The sequence below is a fragment of the Shewanella rhizosphaerae genome (assembly GCF_019457655.1).
Taxonomy (GTDB): Bacteria; Pseudomonadota; Gammaproteobacteria; order Enterobacterales; family Shewanellaceae; genus Shewanella; species Shewanella loihica.
Genome location: NZ_CP080420.1, coordinates 4,074,233 through 4,091,108, shown reverse-complemented (window position 1 = coordinate 4,091,108; position 16,876 = coordinate 4,074,233). Strand labels below are relative to the sequence as shown.

9 protein-coding genes are annotated in these 16,876 nt (G+C 54.9%); 6 read left to right on the top strand and 3 right to left on the bottom strand.

Going from position 1 to position 16,876, the window contains the following annotated elements:
* Nucleotides 1–138 precede the first annotated feature (138 nt).
* From K0I63_RS17700 to K0I63_RS17690, 3 genes are all read left to right on the top strand, one after another.
* Nucleotides 139–4,593, top strand: coding sequence for an EAL domain-containing protein (locus tag K0I63_RS17700; RefSeq protein WP_220081886.1), 4,455 nt, complete (start codon nucleotides 139–141; stop codon nucleotides 4,591–4,593).
* A 95-nt stretch (nucleotides 4,594–4,688) separates the two neighbouring features.
* Complete coding sequence (locus K0I63_RS17695; RefSeq protein ID WP_220081885.1) at nucleotides 4,689–6,902, top strand: patatin-like phospholipase family protein; 2,214 nt, start codon at nucleotides 4,689–4,691, stop codon at nucleotides 6,900–6,902.
* 132 nt (nucleotides 6,903–7,034) lie between these two features.
* Entirely contained in the window at nucleotides 7,035–9,089 is a 2,055-nt protein-coding gene (locus tag K0I63_RS17690; RefSeq protein WP_220081884.1) for a M13 family metallopeptidase, read from the top strand.
* A gap of 87 nt (nucleotides 9,090–9,176) precedes the next feature.
* Here K0I63_RS17690 and hxpB read toward each other — a convergent pair whose 3' ends face one another.
* Nucleotides 9,177–9,848, bottom strand: coding sequence for a hexitol phosphatase HxpB (hxpB, locus tag K0I63_RS17685; RefSeq protein WP_220081883.1), 672 nt, complete (start codon nucleotides 9,846–9,848; stop codon nucleotides 9,177–9,179).
* A 413-nt stretch (nucleotides 9,849–10,261) separates the two neighbouring features.
* Here hxpB and acnB point away from each other — a divergent pair, with 413 nt between their 5' ends.
* Nucleotides 10,262–12,859 carry a bifunctional aconitate hydratase 2/2-methylisocitrate dehydratase gene (gene acnB / locus K0I63_RS17680; protein ID WP_220043485.1) on the top strand — a complete coding sequence of 866 codons (2,598 nt, stop codon included), beginning with the start codon at nucleotides 10,262–10,264 and terminating at the stop codon, nucleotides 12,857–12,859.
* Between the two features lie 109 nt (nucleotides 12,860–12,968).
* On the opposite strand, the gene rsd is transcribed toward acnB, so the two are convergent.
* A complete protein-coding gene (rsd, locus tag K0I63_RS17675; RefSeq protein ID WP_220081882.1) occupies nucleotides 12,969–13,439 on the bottom strand; it encodes a sigma D regulator in 471 nt (156 codons plus the stop codon).
* 477 nt (nucleotides 13,440–13,916) lie between these two features.
* Between rsd and hemE the strand changes: the two genes are divergently transcribed.
* Entirely contained in the window at nucleotides 13,917–14,981 is a 1,065-nt protein-coding gene (hemE, locus tag K0I63_RS17670; protein WP_041509832.1) for a uroporphyrinogen decarboxylase, read from the top strand.
* Between the two features lie 177 nt (nucleotides 14,982–15,158).
* On the top strand, nucleotides 15,159–15,374 hold the full coding sequence (locus K0I63_RS17665; RefSeq protein ID WP_220043484.1) for a hypothetical protein: 216 nt from the start codon (nucleotides 15,159–15,161) through the stop codon (nucleotides 15,372–15,374).
* Nucleotides 15,375–15,382: 8 nt separating this feature from the next.
* On the opposite strand, the gene K0I63_RS17660 is transcribed toward K0I63_RS17665, so the two are convergent.
* The gene (locus tag K0I63_RS17660; protein WP_220081881.1) at nucleotides 15,383–16,876 is read right to left on the bottom strand and encodes a sensor histidine kinase; all 1,494 of its coding nucleotides are present in this window, start codon (nucleotides 16,874–16,876) and stop codon (nucleotides 15,383–15,385) included.

Sequence of the window (16,876 nt, the reverse complement as noted above, 5' to 3'; positions counted from 1 at the left end):
TTCTGAAATCGGAAAAAGCGCTCACTGAGCGCTTTTTTTTTGGCTGGCTAACTTATATATTATATTTTTGTAACAATTATAAGTTTATCGCGCTATGCACCAACCCCGTTGTGCTGTCTGTCTGAGATGGGATCCTCTATGAGTTTTACCCAGGCGTTACGCTTATTAGGCTGTTTGCTTTTCATGATTGGCTTTACCGCGCCAAGTATGGCGGGCGATCTGGTGCAGAGGGTCTTTAGCGCGCGGGACGGCCTCAACAATGCCACGGTAAACGACATCAGCTTCGATGAGTATGGCTATACCTGGCTCTCCACTGAGCAGGGGCTGTACCGTATCAGCGATACCAAGGCGCGGCGTATCGACAAGGACGCCAACCATATCCGCCTCTCCGACGAATATATCTATCTCACCGAATCTCTGAGTAAGCAACATCTGCTGGTCAGCAGCTATGCCAACACCTATCTGTACGACATAGTCAAAGATGAGTTTGTCCAGCTGGGCAGCGACAAGCTGTTTCCCGAGTTTCATCCCAGCGGGCTGCAGGCGGTCACCCGCCAGAAAGATGGTAGCTATGTGCTGCTCAGTTATGTCGGCGAGTTGTACCGACTCGACTACAAGGCGATGACGCTCACCTTCATCAGCGCCTTGCCGAGCGACCCGGATATGCCCTGGTTCGTGCTGTCGCAATTTGGCGATGCCCAGCTGATCGTTGGTAAGAGCTATGAGTTGCAGCTTAGAGACAGCCTGGGGATGCTCAGAGGCATCTTCCCCTGGACCGAAGAGCAGGGCCAGATAAAGAACCTGTTCGAAGACAGGGCGGGGCGTTTGTGGCTGGGTTCGAGCAATGGTCTGTATCGAGTCTACCCGGATTCGTTAACCCTGGAGAAGGTAGAGCAGATCCCCTTCTACGTGACCCAGATGGCTCAGGATAAGCTCGGCTTTCTCTGGCTGTCTGGGCGTGAGGGGCTGATCAAGTGGCACCCGGATACCCTTGAGATAAAGCATTTTAGCAATGAGTTGAAACTGGCGGCGGATCTCGATTACATCTATGACCTGGCGGTGGACGATAACGACCTGGTCTGGGTCGGCGGCTCGGGTGATGGCCTGGCGATCATCGCCGACGATCCCGATTTCGTGCTGGACAACTTTAGCCGCAACGCCCCTTATCAGATTAGCAACGAGATGATTTGGGGTATCTTTGCCGAGAAAAATAAGCTGTGGTTGGGCACAGACAAGGGGCTTATCGAGGTCGATCGCGACGCCAAGAAGAGTGAGACCTATCTGCCAGATGAGATGGAGGTCAACGACAGCGTCTATACGGTGAGCGCGTTCGACAAGCAGCGTCTGCTGCTGGGCACTACCAATGGCCTGTTCATCTACGACAAGCAGGCGCGCAAGACCATGCGTTTCGCCGAGATCAGCGGCGGGCGCACCTCGCTCGAAAATAAGATGATCTACTTCAGCTACAAGGACCCTCTGATCAGCTCGCGCTGGTGGTTCGTCACCGCCACGGGCCTGTTCTACTGGGACAAGGGGTGCCTGGAGCCGACTCGAATGCAGGTCAAAGGCGTCGACGGTACCCTGCATCAGATCCCGCTGCGCTCCATCTACCGGGCGGCCGACGGCAAGCTGTGGATCGGCGGTGAGAACCTGTTCGGCTATATCGATAGCAAGGGGCTCTTCTATTCGCGCATCGATCTATTCGCCGACGACAACATCTCAGTCGATGTCAGCTATATCAAAGAGGTGGATTCAGGCGTGCTCTGGCTCGGTACCTCGCCCAAGGGGCTGGTGGAGTACCACCCCAAGACGGGCCTGACCTATTTTCTCACCGACAACTGGCAGGTGGAGTGTAGCTCCGTCTATTTCATCGAGCAGTTGCCGGGCTATCGGGTACTTGGCTGTGCCAACTCCCTGGTGAGACAAGATCTCACCACCGGCGGGATCACGGTTATCGAGAAGCAGGACGGACTGATCAGTCACGAGCTCAACGATGGCGCCGCCTTCTATGAGCCAGGGGCCGGTCTCTATGTCGGTAGTCCAGATGGGGTGGCTTTAGTGGATGTGCCCCAGATGCGTAATCGTTTGGCGGAAGATGGCATCATGATGGAATCTGTCTCCGTATTCTACGAGGACAACACGGAGACCAAGCTGGTGCCCGAGGCGGGTATGCTGATAAAACCCGGTGCGCGCCTGATCAGTTTCCAGCTGACCAGTCTCGACTATCTGACCGATATTCCGTTTCAGCTGCAGTATCGTCTTCGCCGCGGCAAGGCGTCCGAGGAGAGCAAGTACTTGCAGCTAATGGGCCAGTCCCAGGTCAACGTCTCGGGCCTCAAGGATGGCCACTACACCTTAGACATTCTCAGCGAGCAAAACGGCGTCTGGTCGCAGACCCCCTATTCGTTCAGCTTCGTGGTAGAAGATTACTGGTGGAACTACGACTGGTTCAGAGGCTTGCTGCTGCTTTCGCTTCTGCTGGTGGGGCTCTACTTCCTGCTGCTGCGTCAGAAGCAGATAGGTGCCTTCAGACGGGTCAACAAGAAGCTCAAGGAGAGCGAGGACAGGCTGCGTCAATCGCTGCGGGGCAGTGACTCAGAGCTGTGGGAGTGGCACAGCGAGAGCGAAACCTTCCTGCTGGAAAACCGTGGGGGCTATTTCCCCGACAGAGGAGATGCCTTCGAGCTTAAGATGGATGAGTTCCCCATCTATGCCGATGACCAGGAAAAGGTATTTACCGCCTGGAAACGCCTGCTCTCCAAGCAGGATGACAGGTTGGATGTGGATTATCGTTACCGCCGCCCCGACGAGTCTTGGGGCTGGACCCGGGTACGCGGCCGTGCATTGGAGTTCGATCCCGTTAGCGGCCGGGTGAAGAAAGTCGCCGGTATCTACACCGACATTACTACGCAGCGAATGCTGGAAGATGACGTTAAGCTGCTGGCTCAGGCGTTTGCCAACACCTCGGAAGGGGTGCTTATCTTAGACGCCGATGAGCGGGTGAGGGTCTCGAACAAGGCGGCCCAGTCTATTCTGGGGATGAGCGCCGATGATCTTATCGACAGATACTTTGCTCAGCTGGTTCACAGCAGCGAAGACAGGAGTGATGAGATCAACATCCTGTTGGAGCAGGGCATCACCTGGACCGGCGAGCACGAGTTTCAGTGCGCCGAGGGGCTGATCTGCCCCGTGTGGCTGAACCTGTCCACCATGAAAGATGACCGCGGCAACATCAGCCATTATGTGGCGGTGTTCTCAGATATCACAGAGCGTAAGCAGACCGAGGCGGACCTGCGCCGTCTGGCCAACTATGACGTGCTGACCGGTTTGCCCAATCGTTCCCTGTTCGCCGCGCGACTGGCTAAGTGTATCCACCGCGCCGAGCAGACCGAAGATAAGCTGGCGCTGATCTTCCTCGATCTGGATCGCTTCAAGAACGTCAACGACTCCTATGGTCACAGCATGGGCGACGCCCTGCTGGTGGAGGCCGCCAGCCGTTTGCAATCCTGCGTGAGTGAAAACCACACCCTCTGCCGCTTCGGGGGCGATGAGTTTGTGATTTTGATGCGCGACATGGTGGATATCGACGAGGTCAACCATTTGTGTGAGGCGCTGATCCGCCAGATAGAGAAGCCGTTCGAGCTCTATGGTCGTGAGTTTTTCATCTCCACCAGTATCGGGGTCAGCCTGTGGCCGGATGATGCCAAGCAGCCCGAGGTGTTGATCAAGAACGCCGATCAGGCCATGTACCACGCCAAGGAAGAGGGGCGGGGTAACTTCCAATACTTCTCGGCCGAGCGTAACGCCGAGGCCCTGTATCACCTCAAGTTGGAGGCAGAGCTACGTAAGGCGATGGACAGGCAGGAGTTTGAGCTCTACTTCCAGCCGCAGATCGATATCCTCAAGGACGACAAGGTGGTGGGCATGGAGGCGCTGCTGCGCTGGCACCACCCCAAGGAAGGTTATATTCGTCCCGATATCTTTATCCGGGTGGCGGAGTCATGCGGCCTGATCATCGAAATCGACCGTTGGGTGATCAAGCAGGCCTGTCTGCAGGGCGCCAAGTGGGCTGAACATTTCGGCGACGAGTTGAAACTGTCGGTCAACGTCTCTGCGGTGCACTTCAGGCAACCCGACTTTATTCAAGATGTGCAGCAGGCGCTCAAGGAGTCTGGCATGCCGGCTAAGATGCTGGGGCTGGAGATCACCGAGGGCGTCTTGATGAAAGAGCTGCATGTGGCCAAAGATCACCTAAAGGCGCTACGGGAGATCGGCATAGAGGTAGCGATCGACGATTTCGGTACCGGCTACTCGTCGCTTGCCTATCTGCGTAGCTTCGATGTCAGCACGCTCAAGATCGATCGCTCCTTCCTGATCGATATCGCTACTAACGAGGCAGATCAGGCGATCGCCAGCAGTATCATAGAGCTGGCCCGAAACCTTAAGCTGAAAGTGGTGGCCGAAGGGGTGGAGACCCAGGAGCAGCTAGAGCAGGTCTTTAGTCGTGGCTGTTACATCATTCAGGGCTACTATTTTGCCAAGCCGATGACCATAGATGAGTTTGAGAAATACCTCTACATCAAGTCTCAGTAGCGGCATTTTCATCGGGTGATAGTGCAAACTTTCTTGTTTTTTAAAAGGTTTGCTAGAATATCTTGTCCCTCTTTTCAAAGGAAGAAGCACCGCCGATGATGAAACCTTTTCTATTCTCTTTGCTGCTGGTAAGCCTCTCAGCCCCAGCCCTGAGCGAAGAACGCCCCAAGATAGGTCTGGCGCTCAGCGGTGGCGGTGCCAAGGGGGCGGCCCATATCGCCGTGCTTAAGGCGCTGGAGGCGGAGCATATTCCCGTCGACTACATTGCCGGTACCAGTATAGGCGCCTATGTGGGCGGCATGTATGCTCTGGGCTATAGCGCGGAAGAGATCGAAGAGATCATGATGGGGTCCAACTGGAACGCCGGCTATTCGGATACCATTCCCCGCGCCGCCCTCAGCTATCGCGGCAAGCAGCAGCGGGACAGATTCAATATTCCTATCAATATTGGCTACAGCGACAAAGAGGTGAAGGTGCCTAACGGTCTGCTGCGCGGCCAGTCTATGTCTATCTTGCTGCAACACTCGACGGATCTGGTACACAAGTTTGAGCACTTCGATGAACTGCCGATTCCCTATCGCGCCGTGGCGACCGATCTCGAGACCAGCGGCGCCGTGGTGATCGACAGCGGCAGCCTGGTGGATGCCATGCAGGCCTCGGCCACGGTTCCTGGCGCGCTGCAGGCGGCCCAGTATAAGGGACGCATTATCGTCGATGGCGGTATCGCCAACAACATGCCGGTGGATGTGGTCAAGGCCATGGGCGCCGACATCGTCATCGCCGTAGATATCGGTTCCTCATTGGTGAAGCGGGATCAGCTGGAGAGCACGGTGGCGGTACTCAATCAGCTGTCGACCATGCTGACCAATGCCAGCACTGAGCGGCAGAAACAGCTGCTGACGGAGCAAGATATTTTGATCCGCCCCGAGGTGGGCGAGCTCAGCACCACAGATTTTGCCATTATGCCCGAGGCCTATCGTCTGGGCGAGGTGGCGGTGAAGGAGCAGCTGGGCAGACTCAAGCAACTGGCCGTGACTCCTGAGCAATACACGGCCTACCAGGCCCACAAGGATGCCGCCAGCGTCGGCTGGCTCTACAACCTGTCGCGCCCCGTGGTTGCCATACGTTTCGACAACAACTCTAAGGTGAGCGAGAAGCTGCTGGCAGAGACCCTGGGCATAGAGCCGGGTGAGGTGGTCGATAAGGCGAAGCTGGAGAAGGGGATCAACAATGTCTATGCCTTGGATAAGTTCGAGCGGGTTAACGCCGAGTTTGTCGATACCGAAGAGGGGCGGATTCTGATCCTGCAGACTCGGGCCAAATCCTGGGGACCTAACTATTTTCAGCTCGGCTTTAGTTGGGAAGATGACTTCACCTTAGACTCCGTCGTGGCACTGGATCTGGCCTATACCATGACAGATCTCACCGCCTATGGCGGCGAGTGGCGTAACGAGCTGCGTCTGGGTTTTGAAAAGCTGCTTTCATCAGAGTTGTATGTGCCGCTGGACTCCGACCAGAACTATTTCACCCGTGCCGAGGTGGGCTATGAGAAGAAAGACTGGACCCTGTATGAGGAAAACAATCGTTTCCTGGAGCTAAATCAGGTCAAGTATCGCGCCGAGATGGGCATTGGCTTCAACTACATCAAGGAAGGCCTGATTGAGCTGGGCGTGATGGGCGACACCGGCTATCTCGAAAATGCGGCCCTCGATGGCCGGGCAGATTTTAGCTCCTACGGCGCCTATCTTAAATTTGGTTTCGATGACCTGGACAGCATCAGCTTTCCGACTTCGGGTAATCGCGTCACGGTCAACATGTACTATCGCCGTGAACACTCGCCCGACATCCTGGGAGAAGATCCGTCCGAGACCTCCTTCCAGATCACGGCCGATTGGCGCGGCGCCCTGAGTGTCGGCAATCATGCCTTCGTGGGTAAGGCTTCGCTGGCGACAGTTGATAAGGAGCGCGGCTTCAGTGTCAACGTCTCCGAATTGGGCGGCTTCCTCAACCTGTCGGGCTATCACAAGAATGCTTTGGTCGGACCCCATAAGGTGTTCGGCGCCTTCGTCTATCAATACGATCTGGGCCGGGATGTGCTGGGTATGACTGACTATCCCCTCTATCTGGGGGCCAGTCTTGAGGCGGGTAACGTCTGGTCGATCCGCGACAGCGTCAGCCTGAATGATCTCATCTATGGCGGCAGCCTCTATCTGGGGACAGATACCGCCATAGGGCCGGCGGCTATCGGTTATGGCTGGACAGATGATGGCGAAAATACCGTCTTCCTCTTCCTGGGTAAGAACTGGTAGGCAGGTTAAAGCGTCATACAAAGTTACAAAATCGCCCTACAGTCGAGCAGGCTGGGGTGTTAGTGTGTCATTCGCAATGGTTTAACCAACCTGAAGATAAACAATTAAAGCGTAAAAACCGGGGAATTCGAGATGAAAAAAGTCAGTCATTTGGCATTAGCCGTGGCGTTGGGCTTGGGCCTAGGCGCCTGTGGTAGCCATGACACCACTCAGGTCGAGAGTGTACAAGCGACAAAGGTGTCGGGCGTTGAGAAGGAAAACTTCGACACTCAGGTGCGTCATCAGGACGATTTCTATTACAGCGTTAACGGTCACTGGTTGGCGAACACGCCGATCCCTGCCGACAAGTCTAACTACGGCGCCTTCTCTGTGCTGTATGAGCAGAGCCAGAATGCCCTGAAAGAGATCATCGACGAAGTGGCTGCCATGCCAAACAAGGCCGAAGGCTCTAACGAGCAGAAGGTGGGTGATTTCTACGCCAGTTACATGAATACCGACCTGGTCGAGCAGCTGGGTGTGACGCCGATTAAGGCACCTATGGCGGAGATCGCCGGCCTCAAGAGCCATCAAGACGTTGCCAACCAGATGGGTAAGCTGTTGGTCTCTGGCGTGCAGATGCCACTGGGCTTCTATGTGAACAACGATGCCAAGAAGTCGACCCAGTATGGCGTCTACTTCTACCAGTCTGGCCTGACCCTGCCGGATCGCGACTACTACCTGAAAGACGATGCTAAGTTCGTGGCCAACCGCGCCGCGCTGCAGAGTTATGTGACGGATCTGCTGGCTGCTGCCGGTTACGCGAATGCCAAGCGCGCCGCGAACAACGTTGCCGAGATCGAGCGCTTCCTGGCCGAGAGCCAGTGGACGCGCACCGAGTCACGTGACGCCAACAAGAGCTACAACAAGATGGATATCGCTGGCCTGCAGAAGACAGTCAGCAACTTCGATTATTCACAGTTTGCTAACGGCGCCGACATGAACAAGGTCACCGAGGTGATCGTGCGTCAGCCCTCTTTCTTCGAGAAGTTTGGCAAGCAATTTAACCAGTTCAGCGTCGAGGAGTGGCAGGACTACCTGATGTTCCACCTGGTGGACAGCTCCGCCGAGCTGCTGAACAAAGAGATGGTCGACCTGCACTTTGCCTTCCACAGCAAGACGCTGATGGGCATCGAAGAGCAGAAGCCGCGCTGGAAAAAAGCGGTAGATGCAGCGGATCAGGTGATCGGTGAGCTGGTAGGTCAAGAGTACGTTAAGCGTCACTTTAAGCCAGAAGCCAAGGCCCGCATGGAGAAGATGATCCATAACCTGATCAAGGGCTTCGAAGTCAGCATCAACGAACTCGAGTGGATGACGCCTGAGACTAAGGTGGCGGCGCAAGAGAAGCTGTCTAAGTTCAACTACAAGATCGGCTACCCAGACAAGTGGAAAGATTACACAGATCTGAGCATCAAGGCCGATGATCTCGTGGGTAACTATCTGCGTTACGCTCACTTCGAATACAAGACCATGCTGGACAAGCTAGGTAAGCCAATCGATCGCACCGAGTGGCACATGACGCCGCAGACGGTTAACGCTTACTACAGCCCTGTGATGAACGAGATCGTCTTCCCGGCCGCTATCCTGCAGCCGCCGTTCTTCAACATGGATGCCGATGATGCGATCAACTATGGTGGCATCGGCGCTGTGATTGGCCACGAGATCAGCCATGGTTTCGATGACCAAGGCGCCAAGTATGACGGTGACGGCAACCTGAGAGACTGGTGGTCTGATAAAGACAGAGAAGAGTTCAAGAAGCGCGGTGCTCAGCTCAGCGCTCAATACTCTGGCTATGAAGCCCTGCCAGGTAAGTTTGTTAATGGCGACCTCACACTGGGTGAGAACATCGGTGACCTGGGCGGTCTGACGGTGGCGGCGCGCTCATATCAGCTGAGCCTAAACGGTAAAGAGGCACCAGTGATCGATGGCCTGACCGGCGAGCAGCGTCTGTTCATCGGCTGGTCACAGGTATGGCGTCGTAACTATCGCGACGAAGAGCTGGGACGTCGTCTGTTGACCGACCCGCACTCACCAAGCCATTTCCGCGCCATGGGTACGCCGCGTAACATCCCAGCCTTCTACGAGGCGTTCGATGTTAAGGCCGGCGACAAGATGTACCTGAGCGAAGAAGATCGCGTGAAGATCTGGTAATCCCAGACTTTAACAAAAGTACAATCTAAACAAACGAAAGCCCATCCTAGGATGGGCTTTTTGTTGTCAGAATCGAGTGGCTTACTGCTATTTAGCGGTGCATTGTGCCAGGTAGTCGGCGAACTCATCGAGACTGGCGAGCTGCTGGTGGGCGGCGGCCCATCTGGCCTGGCTCGCCTCATGGGGCGCCGGGATCACCACAGTGTGCATGTTGGCGGCCCTGGCGGCGATCAGGCCGTTGAAGGAATCTTCTATCGCCAGGCATTGCGAAGGCGCCACGCCTAGGGCCTTGGCGCAGTTGAGGTACACCTCTGGGTGGGGTTTGCCCAGGGCCAGCGCCTCGGCGCTCTCGATGGAATCGAACAGCTCTCTGATGGTCAGCTTCTGCATCACGGCATCGATCAAAAGCGTCGGCGATGAGGTGGCCAGGCCAAGCTTGAGTCCCCTTTGTTTGCAGGCCTCGAGCGCCTCCTTGACGCCGGAGATCGCCTCGCCGTGACTCAGGATCTCTCCGGCCACTTGCGTGACTATCGCCTCGGCGGTCGCCGCATTGTCATAGCCTTCCCAAGGGTGGCGTCGATACCAGTATTCGACTACTTGGTCGATGCGCAGCCCTGTGGTCTGCTCGGTATCGCTGAGGCTGATGGGTAGCCCCAGCTGGCTCAGCACCTTGTATTCGGCGGCCTGCCAACTCGGCTCGGAATCGATAAGCACGCCATCCATATCGAAGATGACTGCCGCTAAATTTATTTGGCTCATGGTTATGGCTCTTGCTGCTTCATATTGATTGAGAAAGTGGAATATTATGCGGATTCTTCGGGTATTTACGAGCCTCCAGGCAATTTTTTTGTGGGATTTTTTCTCAGGAGAGAGCCGGGTTTATGCGTTTGGAATGAATTTGTGTTGCCTTTGAAATTTATTGTATTTCAAATGCTTAACATGTTATTCAAACTATTGTCTAATTTCATTTGTTTCAGGGCTGCGCTAATTTGCTGGGCACCCTAGGAAATCCCGGTAATTTCTCACTTCTAAGAGTGTGATCTGATTCATACTTTTGCAAAGCTGTAGTATAATGCGGCCGGAAATACGGGTTGAGCCTGCTTGACTGTGAGCTTCAGAATTGAAGACGTGCAGTTTCGCTGTTAGAACGCCAAACAAAGAGGAATGTTGCCGTGCTAGAAGCATATCGTAAACACGTCGCAGAACGTGCTGCAGAGGGCGTAGTCCCTAAGCCACTAGATGCCCATCAAGTGGCCGAATTAATCGAATTAGTTAAGAATCCACCTGCGGGTGAAGAGGAGTTCATCCTCGACCTGCTGGAAAACAGAATTCCACCAGGTGTTGACGAAGCGGCCTATGTGAAAGCCGGTTTCCTCGATGCGGTTGCCAAAGGTGAGGCAACATCTCCTATCCTGTCTGCGGCGCGCGCCGTTGAGCTACTGGGTACCATGCAGGGCGGTTACAACATCGAGCCGCTGATTGCGCAGCTCGACAATGACGCTCAGGCACCATTGGCGGTTAAGGCTCTGTCAAACACCCTGTTGATGTTCGATGCCTACCACGATGTGGTTGAGAAGATGCAAGCGGGCAACGCTCACGCTAAGCAAGTGGTTGAGTCTTGGGCGAACGCCGAGTGGTTCCTCAGCCGTCCTAAGCTGGCCGACAAGGTTACCCTGACCGTATTCAAGGTGACAGGTGAAACCAACACAGACGATCTGTCACCAGCACCCGATGCCTGGTCTCGTCCAGATATCCCACTGCACGCCCTGGCGATGCTGAAAAACGCGCGCGACGGCATAGTGCCAGACGAAGCGGGCGTGAAAGGCCCAATCAATGAGATCGAAGCCCTGAAACAGAAGGGTCATCCACTGGTTTATGTGGGCGACGTTGTGGGTACAGGTTCTTCACGTAAGTCTGCGACTAACTCTGTACTTTGGTTCATGGGCGACGATATCCCATTCGTACCTAACAAGCGTGCCGGTGGTTTCTGTCTAGGTGGCAAGATCGCCCCTATCTTCTTCAACACCATGGAAGATGCCGGTGCACTGCCAATCGAGCTAGACGTAAGCAAGATGAACATGGGCGATGTGATCGACATCTACCCATACGAAGGCGTGGTTAAGCTACACGGCAGCGACGAAGTGATCTCTGAGTTCAAGCTTAAGACTGACGTGCTGCTTGACGAAGTACGTGCCGGTGGCCGTATTCCGCTTATCATCGGTCGTGGTCTGACGGATCGCGCTCGTGAAACGTTAGGTCTGCCAGCCTCAGACGTATTCGTACGTCCACAAGATGTGGCCGATTCAGGCAAGGGTTACACCCTGGCGCAGAAGATGGTGGGTAAGGCATGCGGCGTAGCCGGTGTGCGTCCTGGCCAATACTGTGAGCCTAAGATGACTTCTGTGGGTTCACAGGACACCACAGGTCCTATGACGCGTGACGAGTTGAAAGACTTGGCATGTCTTGGCTTCAGCGCCGACCTGACCATGCAGTCATTCTGTCACACTGCCGCTTATCCTAAGCCAGTTGACGTGAACACTCACCACACGCTACCTGACTTCATCATGAACCGTGGCGGTGTGTCGCTGCGTCCAGGTGACGGTGTGATCCACTCTTGGCTAAACCGCATGCTGCTGCCTGATACCGTAGGTACAGGTGGTGACTCGCATACTCGTTTCCCAATCGGTATCTCTTTCCCAGCGGGTTCTGGTCTGGTGGCTTTCGCCGCTGCTACTGGTGTGATGCCACTGGACATGCCTGAGTCTATCTTGGTTCGCTTCAAGGGCGAGATGCAGCCTGGTATCACATTACGTGACCTGGTACATGCGATTCCGCACAAGGCGATCGAAATGGGTCTGCTGACCGTTGAGAAGAAAGGCAAGATCAATGCCTTCTCTGGTCGCATCCTAGAGATTGAAGGCCTTGAGAAGCTGAAGGTTGAGCAGGCATTCGAACTGTCTGATGCCTCTGCCGAGCGTAGTGCTGCCGGTTGTACCATCAAGCTGGACAAAGAGCCTATCATCGAATACCTCAACTCTAATATCGTGATGTTGAAGTGGATGATCGCCGAAGGTTACGGCGACCGTCGCACCATAGAGCGTCGTATCGCCGCGATGGAAGAGTGGTTGGCTAACCCAGAATTGATGGCTGCCGATGCTGATGCAGAATACGCCGAAGTGATCGAGATCGATCTGAACGAGATCAAAGAGCCTATCCTGTGTGCACCAAACGATCCAGATGATGCCGTGCTCCTGTCTCAGGTGAAAGACACCCAGATCGACGAGGTGTTCGTTGGTTCTTGTATGACTAACATCGGCCACTTCCGTGCAACCGGTAAGATGCTAGACAAGTTCGCCAAGACGCTACCAACCCGTCTGTGGATCGCACCACCAACTAAGATGGACCGCGATCAACTGACAGAAGAGGGTTACTACGCCATCTTCGGTCGTGTCGGTGCGCGCATCGAGATCCCAGGTTGTTCTCTGTGTATGGGTAACCAGGCACGTGTTGCCGAGGGCGCGACGGTAGTTTCTACCTCTACCCGTAACTTCCCGAACCGTCTGGGTACTGGCGCAAACGTCTACCTGGCGTCAGCCGAGCTGGCCGCTGTTGCCGCACTGCTGGGTCGTCTGCCAAGCGTTGAAGAGTATCAAGAGTACGCCAAAGAGATCGATGCGACTGCAGCCGATACTTACCGTTACCTGAACTTCGACCAGATCGATTCATACACACAAAAAGCGGGCGAAGTGATCTTCCAGTCTGCCGTGTAATCGGAATTGATAACGCGAAAAGGCCAGCTGATTAGCTGGCCTTTTTTATGTCTGCGCTATTGTATGTCAGTGATAGGGAAAGTGCGCTTAGTCGCTTGCTCTTTGTCGTTTATGCCGAGTATTTGCTGTGCAGCACTTCCAGTAGCTGATCTTCCAGTTGGAAACGTGTCTCCATGGCATCGCCGAGTGAGGAGAGATCTTTGTCCAGCTGATAGAGGATCTTGTCGTCGCTGGCACTGGTGTACTTGTCGTTGAAGTCCAGGGCCATATCTGTGGTTTCGCTGATCTTAGGCACTATGGTCTGCGCCAAGGCCTGGCTGGATTCGCCGTTTTTCTCGCAGGCGGTAACCACGCGGTCATAGACCTCGAAGTGTCCTTCGGACACATAATCCACCAGAAGATCGCAGAACTCTTTCACCGACTTGAAGGCGGGAAGCGACTTGTCTATCGCCTCGTAGGGCGGCAGCCCGGCGATTTGGCAGTAGTTAATCAGCAGCCTACGACGGTGGTTTAGCCATTGATCAATCAGTGTATTGGCGCCACCCCATTTCTGTTCGGCCCGTTCCAATTGCTTTAGCATGATGGTCCCCATCGCAAGTTATTCTATGACTTCTAATGTAGGTGAGAAATACCGCTTTGATCAACCATTTTTTAGTCGATCCGGGCGATCTTTCAGCTGGTCGAATCTGCTTGTTTTGTATACAAAATGACGGAGGCGTTGTTGGTGAGAAGGGCAGAAATAAAATGCCCAGCGATAGAAATCTATCGCTGGGCGAGTAAAGTTTTTGCGGGCTCGATGCGACGAGCTTCTTGATTGTTCTTGCTAGCGCAGACTTTTTATACCAAAGGCAAAGAGGGGGTGCAACTTTTTTCTAACGAATTGAGGGCTGAGGCGAGCAATTTGCGCTCTAGGCCAAACCTTGAGTGAAAGCGTGAGGGGGTAAAAAAATAATCAAGCGGCGTTTGTCACATAAATGCGCCGATGGAGGTTACTTTACTCGCGTAAATGCTAAACTACTGTCCCAGCGAAAATCAATAAGCGTAGGAATAGAGCCTTATGGCAGAACTAAAAAATGATCGTTATTTACGTGCCTTACTAAAACAGCCTGTTGATGTGACTCCTGTGTGGATGATGCGTCAGGCGGGTCGTTACCTTCCTGAATACAAAGCAACCCGCGCACAAGCCGGCGACTTCATGTCACTGTGCCGCAATGCCGAGTTGGCCTGTGAGGTGACGTTGCAACCACTTCGTCGTTACGATCTCGATGCTGCGATCTTATTCTCTGATATTTTGACCGTGCCAGATGCCATGGGCCTGGGTCTCTATTTCGAAACCGGTGAGGGTCCTCGTTTCGAGCGTCCAACCGATACGCTTGATGCCATCAAGAAGCTGGCCGTACCGGATCCAGAAGATGAGCTTGGCTATGTAATGAATGCGGTGAGCACCATTCGCCGTGAGCTGAAAGGCGAAGTGCCGCTGATCGGTTTTTCTGGTTCACCTTGGACACTGGCGACCTACATGGTCGAGGGCGGTTCGAGCAAGACCTTCGAGAAGATCAAGAAGATGGCCTATGCCGAGCCAGCGGCGCTGCACATGCTGTTAGACAAGCTGGCCGATTCTGTGACTCTGTACCTGAACGCTCAGGTAGCGAACGGTGCTCAGTCGCTGATGATTTTCGACTCATGGGGCGGCGCCCTGTCTCATACCGCTTACCGCGAGTTCTCGCTGCGCTACATGCAGAAGATCGTCGACGGTCTGACCCGTCATGCCGATGGTCGTCAGGTGCCTGTGACGCTGTTCACTAAGGGTGGTGGACTATGGCTAGAGGCGATGGCCGAGACTGGCTGTGATGCACTGGGTCTTGACTGGACAGTGGACATTGCCGACGCTCGTCGCCGCGTGGGTCACAAGGTTGCCCTGCAGGGTAACATGGATCCTTCTATGCTTTATGCCTCTCCAGAGCGCATCCACGAAGAAGTGCGCCAGATCCTGGCCGGTTACGGTGAAGGTTCTGGCCATGTATTCAACCTGGGCCATGGTATTCACCAACATGTGGATCCAGAGCATGCCGGCGCCTTCATCAAGTCAGTTCACGAACTGTCGGCGCAATACCACAAATAAGCGGCATTAAGCTTGAAAGCTAGCCAGTCGGGGCAACTCGACTGGCTATTTTTTTGTCCGCGATTCCCTGTTAATCCTACCTTTTCGACCTATTATAAATTCGAATAGTAACTAATGTGTATTATCAGAGAGCATCTGCTAACCTGAATTCAGTCAGGGAAAAACAAGGATTTCGATATGAAAAAGTTTATAGCAATCAGCGTGATATGTTTCGCAGTTTTCTTCGGTCTGCTTAATGGTATTCACCATATCTATGTTGCTAACGCAGACACTATTCTGGGCCAATATATGGTTGCCGCATTGGTGGTGGTCATGTGGGCCTGCCTCTTCGCCTCGCTGGCTAGCTTGGCGTACCCTTTCCTCCGCCGCCACCTGGTGATCTCCCCGCAATAAACCCCACCTCATCGATATCGGGGCAGTGCGATCATGAATCGGCTGCCCCGGTCGGTTGCACTCTGCACCTCGATACGACAGCCGAGTCTGGCCAATAGCTGCCTGACGATCGCCAGGCCGACGCCTAGTTGCGGCAGCGTTTCGCCCCGGCAATAGTAGAGCTCGGGTTGGCTTGGGCTAGGAGTATGTTGCAGGGCGGCAATGGCTTCGGGTTGCATGCCGCTGCCCGAGTCTTGGATCACCAGATAAGATCCCGAGGCCAGCGTCTGGGGATAGACGGCTATCTCACCGCCTGGCGGTGTGTGGCGTAGGGCGTTGTCCAGCAGGTTGTTGAGCACCCGGCTCATGAGCTGAGGATCCGTATAGAGGAACTCACACTCGCCCTCACTCTCACCCTCATTTTCACATTGCCCTAGGCGGAGGCTGACCTCGGCCCGTCTGGCCTTTGGGGCGAAGGTTTGGTTGAGCTCATCGAGAATCGACTGCAGCGAGACGCGGCGCATGTTCGCCTTGATCTGACCGTTCTCCAGCGCCGCCAACTCGAGCATCTGTGCCAGCAGCTGCTGTAGCCTCTGCCCCGAGGCGGCCGCGTACTGCAGCAGGCTATCGTCGCGTGCATCGGCCGGGCTCAGCAGCCAGGTATCTAAGTATCCCAGCAAGGTGGTGAGCGGCGTCTTGAGATCGTGTGACAGATGCAGCAGGAACTCCTGTTTGGCCGCCTGCTGCGCCGTGACCTGTCGCTGCTTCTGGGCCACCTCTTCTAACAGACGATTGATCTGCCCATTCAGCTGGGCCATCTCCTGGCTGCGGCTCGGCGCCAGGGGAAGGGCGAGGGGCTGGTCTATGTGTTTGTGTTCCAGCTCGCCCAGGGCCTGGGTGAGGCGATTGAGGGGCCGGGTCAGGTAACGCAGCAGCAGGGCAAACAAGATCAGGGTAAATAGTGCCCAGCCGCCCAGGGCGACGCCCCAGCGCTCGGGCAGGTCTTTGGCCTGGATGAGTGACTGCCAATTATCGAAGGCTTCGCCGCCGATGATCACATAGAGGTAGCCGCTGAGGCTGCCGTTTGGGCCAATGAGTGGGCTGGCGGAGAAGATCTTCTGCTGGCCATCACTCCTGGGATCTGTGCCCAGGATTGGCAGGGTATCACCCTTGAGGAAGGAACGAATCTTGGTGATGTCCACCCTGTAGGTCTTGATCTGCTCCTGTTTGGCATCGAAGGCGATCACCTTGCCTTGAGTGTCTAAGGTGTAGATCTCGAAGCTGGGCCCCAGCAACATGAGGTCGTGAAAGGCCTCTTTAAGGGCGGCGTCCGAGGTGATCCCTTGGGATAGAAGCGGGTTTATCTCGGCCATGTGGGTCGCCAGCTCTCTGTGCAGGGACTGCTGTACCAGCCGCTGGCTGTGATGCTGACTCAGGCTAGACCACTGCCAGAAGCCGAGAAACAGCAGCAAGACACAGGCGCTGGCAAGCAGCAGGATGCGGCCGAACAGGCTGTTGACCAT

Bases quoted from the DNA above. Each gene is read 5' to 3' on its own strand.
- K0I63_RS17700 (WP_220081886.1), top strand. From the start codon at position 139: ATGAGTTTTACCCAGGCGTTACGCTTATTAGGCTGTTTGCTTTTCATG.
- K0I63_RS17695 (WP_220081885.1), top strand. From the start codon at position 4,689: ATGATGAAACCTTTTCTATTCTCTTTGCTGCTGGTAAGCCTCTCAGCC.
- K0I63_RS17690 (WP_220081884.1), top strand. From the start codon at position 7,035: ATGAAAAAAGTCAGTCATTTGGCATTAGCCGTGGCGTTGGGCTTGGGC.
- hxpB (WP_220081883.1), bottom strand. From the start codon at position 9,848: ATGAGCCAAATAAATTTAGCGGCAGTCATCTTCGATATGGATGGCGTG.
- rsd (WP_220081882.1), bottom strand. From the start codon at position 13,439: ATGCTAAAGCAATTGGAACGGGCCGAACAGAAATGGGGTGGCGCCAAT.
- hemE (WP_041509832.1), top strand. From the start codon at position 13,917: ATGGCAGAACTAAAAAATGATCGTTATTTACGTGCCTTACTAAAACAG.
- K0I63_RS17665 (WP_220043484.1), top strand. From the start codon at position 15,159: ATGAAAAAGTTTATAGCAATCAGCGTGATATGTTTCGCAGTTTTCTTC.
- K0I63_RS17660 (WP_220081881.1), bottom strand. From the start codon at position 16,876: ATGGTCAACAGCCTGTTCGGCCGCATCCTGCTGCTTGCCAGCGCCTGT.